A 5,423-nucleotide genomic window follows, 5' to 3' on the forward strand; every position below is an offset into this window, starting at 1 on the left:
GTCTTGTCGTCAAAGAAGGGGCGCTGTTTACCGCAAGGCGCAACGGTGAGCAATGTGACGACGTGAATGCCTTAGAGGGCGGCACGGCGCTGACCGAACAATTACCGGCGTTTCTGACCACAGCCACGGTTGAATTAATGGTTGAACTGCTGAGTGACCGGTTGCAATCCGCAGACTGGAAAACAGCAACTGTTACCGAGATCACTGCCGAGGTGGAAACCGCAGACTCAGCCACGATGATAGCCCGTGAAGTTGACCGAATGCTGGGTGAAGGGCTTGCCGGTATGGTCAACGCGGTGGCCGATCAGGTGGAATCACTTCTGCAAAAACACCCATACACTACTGCCGAAGCGGTGCTTGGGGAATTGACCCGGCAAGGGATACACGATGGTGCCATCTGGGTAGGTGAGCTGGTGAACGGCCTGTTTGCCGGTGATGCCCGGGTCGTGTCCAGGGTAGTTGATAAGTTAACCGAACAGGCAGAGTCGCTGGTGCAGACCCTGGCGACTCACGGGCTTGGCTGGTTATCAACCGTGGATCAGGCATCGGGACAGCAAAACCTGGAAGTCGTAAAGGAGATTCTGGTTCGCCGTGGGAATACTCTGGTAGAACCACTGCTGACCGGCGTGACGGGCGAAGCAGCGGCACTTGGAAACCAGGCATCAGAATCCACCGCACTCAGAAACGCCGTAATGCCGTTCGTACAGGACCAGGTTCAGAAAGGTCAGGTACTGGAACGGCTGGCCACTTACGGAGTCGATGCGCTGGTAAACAGTGTCAGCCAGCATAAGGACGACCTTGCAGAGGATGTAAAAGTACTGACCCGGGCAAGCATGGACAAAGCCGTACCGGAACTGGAAGGGCTCCTGCACGCAAGACTGCAAGCACTGGCCGCCGCAATGAGAAAGCGTTCAGAGAATAAGCACGACGTAGTGGCTGACCTGCGCCAGGCGGCAAAAGCGCAGAAGCCAAAGGAAAGGGCCGGAGATGTTGCTGTCACCAGTGTGAAGAAAACGACAACTAACCATCAAAAACAGCAGAACCACTGGCATGATGCCCGTCAGGCCGCAGCAGAGCAGGCCAGCGAAATGGTCGGCGATTTAATCAAGCTGACCATCGATGAAACAAAACAACTGGAAGTGGCCAGGTCAATTCTGTCTGACAGCTTTGGCAAGGTTATCAAGGTCGCCGTTCAAGAAGGTGCCGGGTTTGTTGCCAAACACCATGGCATGCCGTCTGGCAACCACCAGAGCAACGGTGTTGTGCTGTCCGGGGATAGCATCGCTAAACTGACCGGCGTCGTATCACCATTCCTTACGACAAACGTTGTCGAAAGTATCACCGAAAAGCTGTTGTCTGCTGCCTGGCAACAACAAACTGTGAGTGACGTAAAGAAGGCAGCTGAACAAGCACTGGTACCGGCTAGCCCGGATAAAGTGCATTTGCCCGCTTCGACACAGAAGCCGCAAACTGTCGGGCAGGTAGCTTCGGGTCAACGTACGACTATTGGCACCGAAGTTGATGACATGCTGAAAACAGGCCTGGCCGAGATGCTGCACAGCGGTGCAGACCAGCTGGAAGCGGTTCTGGAAGGTCTGCCTTACGACAGTGTGAAAGCAATGGCCAGTGACCTGACATTGCAGGGGATCGCTGATGGCACCAGGTGGCTGGATATACTGGCAACCGGTCTGTTTGCTGATAATGAGGTGGTCGTCCCCAGGGTGATTGATGCCATTACCGAGCAGGCGGTGGTGATCCAGCAGGCGGTTATTGACGGTGTGCTTGGCTGGCTGGCTAAAGAAGATACCACGACAGAACAGCAGCCGAACCGGCAGAAATTGCTGGATATTCTTGTGCGCAGATTGAATGGCCTGGTTGTACCGACAGTGACGGGTACTTCCGGCCTGGTCGCAGAGAGCGTACAGCAGACATCACAGTCCCGGACTCTCAGGGATGCAGTGCTTCCTTTCTTGCAGAATCAACTCAACAGGGGACAGGTACTGGAACAACTGGCCGGTTACGGTGTGGATCAACTGTCAGGCTGGATACGTCAGCATAGAACGGTGCTCCGGCACGATGTGGAAGTCCATGTTCGGGCAATGATGCAACAGGCGGCCCCGGAGCTGGAATCCATCCTGCATGATCGGCTGGCGACTCTGCGCTCTGCGGTCAACGATAGTCAGCAGGATAAGGGTGACGTAGTCGCTACCCTGCGCAGGGCTGCTGAAACAATAGCACCTGCTCAAGGGGTGAATACAGCCACTGAGAAAGACGGCCACTCTCGTCAGTCTCAAGTGATGGATGACCTGATACCCGACCTGAGCAAGGGCATTACGGAAGTGATTACTCAAGGCGCTGATATCTTCCGTCGTAAGGCATGGGCAGACAATCTGCGGTTGAAATCCGGGAACGACGCAGATAGCTCCAGAATGTCTATTTTCCCAATCGTTCTTCCCCATGTTCAGCGAATGGTTAAGGAAGCGGTGAGTGCCGGGACTGAATACGGTATCGGGACGCTTGCAGAACCATCCGATGGCAATGCGGCTGGCATTACCGAAGCCGTCAACCTCCATGTGCAAAGTCTTACGGCTAACTATTTAGGCCAGGCGGTTGCCGATGCGATTGAGGGTATGGCTACTGCCGTTTATAACAATGCAGATGGCATCCAGAACGCAATTGAGGCGCTTTTGAAGAATGTGAATGTCGGAGCTCCAGCACCAATGGACCTGGAGGCATTATTAATGCCGCATATTGATGGTGCTATCGATAAGGCCCTGAATCATGGCCAGGGTTTTATCCGGGAAAGCATGGAAAAATGGATCAAAGCCAATGCCCTGGCAGCGACACCGGAGCTGCATAAAGCCATTGATAAAATGTTAACGCATATGATGGCTAATGGGGGGGAATGGATTATCCGTCATCAACAAGGGGTTGAGTTAGAGGTTATCGAGCCAATAAAGAAGGCGATGGCCGAAACACTCAGGCAGGCTCAGGCGGATATTATTCAAAATATTGCTCTCTGGTTGAGTAACGACGCTAATTTACACCATTTCGTTGGAGTATTTACCGACCAGATTCGCACAACGGTTACCCGGGTTGTTGTCGATGCTGTGGCAAAGCAGGTTGCTGGAAAAGAGGGAGAGACAGAATGTAAACGTGCAGTTGATGATATGACGCCTTACCTGACCCCCATTATTGATCAGGTGTTGACCCGGGCTATGACTTACACGGGTAACTGCTGTTCTGGTTGGGTCCGGGATCATGGTGCCGACATCTCATCTCTGGTGAATCCCCTGATTGATAAAACCGTGGAGGAGGTTATGCCTTCCGTACGTCAGGCGGTTCAGGATAAAGCATTACTGCTGGCACGAAATAAAGCACAGGACATTGACTTCAATAAGTTGGCAGCAGAACTGGCGGCAGCTTTTGCCCACCGCTTTGATCCGGGTAAGATTACGTCTGGCGTTTTGCAGGTTCAACCAAAAAGCTGTGTGGCCAGGGAGCTCCCGAAAATTTTATGTTTCCTGATGCAGACGACGGAAACCTATGAGAGTTTGGGCGGAAACCTCAATGAACCGGTGAAGATTGACCGGGTCATCATTGATGGTCGGGTGTTTAAGAATATTCAGGCTTACCTGACGAAAATGAAGGATGGCTCTATTCAGATTCGCAAAATGGATCTGATATTTGAGAATGAAAATCAGGTTGATGTTGATATCGAAGTGACCGGAGTCACCATTTCCTATCAATTACCGGAAAAAAGCAAGTTGTACAAAGCCGCTCTATTAGCAGCTGCCCCTGCGATGAGCCCTGCCGATTTAGCCAGGAGTCTGCTGGAGACATTTACACCAGATCATATTGATTTCAATGTTGATCAAATTACGGGTGAGTTTCACGACAATATTCTGGACGGCCCCGGAGAAGATATTCTCAGTTTTGGCCTTAGCAACCTGAAACTCTCTCTTAACATACATAAGTATGCTCCAAGACCTTACATCGATATCAGTGCCGGGCCGCAGGATGGACATCCAACCATTGAATCAGTAAAAGTGAATCTGGCAGGCCATGGCCTGGTTGATCATGTCGAGGCGGATATTCACCTTGACCGACATCGCAATGGCTACGCTGATGTAACAACACTGCTGAAGCCCGACCGGTTGAGTCGTTTTGCCGGGTGGCTGATTGGCGGGCCTATTAAAGTCGATGCCAAAGTTGCTATTAACAATACCACAGGAACTCTGGATGATATTGAATCAATCCGTGTTCATGCCGGCCGTTTCGGTAAGGTATGTAAAGCCATGTTTAAAAATACGCTTAAGGCCTACAATCCCGGACTCACTTTGGCAGATGATGGCAAGGCGGTTATCAAGTTAAAGTTAACGCTATTCTCTGAAGAAAGGTCAAACCCGATTACCCGCTGGTTAGCCAAAACGGCCAATCGCATTCTGCAATTTTTCACCGTACCTGTTGCAATACCGATGTCGTTCAAAGGCGCTCCCTATACACCTGCCTTGGAAGGTGAAAGGGGAATTGGGTCATTTAATGCCCTGCGATTTATTAATGGCTTATTTAACCCCTGTCCTTTGTCCATTCACAGTGATACCCATGAAGAGCTGCTGAGTGCGCTGCGGACGGTATCAATCGATGAAAATCCAAAATATCATCTTATCCTGCTTGGTAAGGTCATTGATCAGGTGGTCAAAGAATTCCGGCTGGGTAATGCTCCGTCACACTCCATTCTGGCCAGGAAGATTCCATTGGAAAGTCTGGTTTTGCTGGTTAATCGTGTGAAGGGAAATGCAACTGGACCGCAGGATCTGTCCCGTCTGTTATTCCTGGTTGCCAACCTGGTGGAAGCACTTCCGGAAAGAGCGGTGCAACTGGTGAACAGATCCGGAGTTACCACTGAATCAGCGGGACAGCCCTACCTGTTGCATCTGATCTCTACCACACCCACCAGCTCCTGGCTGGCTAACCCGGAGGATGGCAAAGTGCTGGAGCCGATTTACCAGAGTTATCAATTCCAGCGCTTGCAGGAATTCTGGCAGAACAGTCAGAGTAATCCTGATGGCAGTATCTACAGTCCCGGCACTGAAAAACAGCCCGAACAAAAGTTTACTGAAGAGGTGGTAGGGACGGTACGTAAGCTGGTCGGTGACATGGATGTGCCCGATGACATCCGGTTGATGATGGCCCGGGACTTTGATTTTGCCAATAAGATGTTCGGAACAGGGGCTCCTGTAAAGCAGGATTTGCCGGTCAATTCCCGGGCAAATCCGTTGCCGCACTCTTCGCAGGGTGTATTGCCTGTTGGTCGTATAAAAGAGATGGACAGGTCAAAACGTCGGCTTAATGCCCCGGCAAATCCGAAGCTTTCGGAGGACTTTCCGGCCCTGGGAGGCTGACCGAGTAGATAAATAGCC

Annotated in this window: 1 protein-coding gene; it reads left to right on the forward strand. The window is 51.6% G+C overall.

What is annotated here, in order from left to right:
• A partial coding sequence (locus ACO6V1_RS22125; protein WP_422468617.1) for a hypothetical protein occupies window positions 1-5,405 on the forward strand: 5,405 nt, incomplete at its 5' end.
• Between the last annotated feature and the right edge of the window lie 18 nt (window positions 5,406-5,423).

The organism is Endozoicomonas sp. ALC013 (assembly GCF_049310205.1).
In the GTDB taxonomy this organism is placed as follows: Bacteria; Pseudomonadota; Gammaproteobacteria; order Pseudomonadales; family Endozoicomonadaceae; genus Endozoicomonas.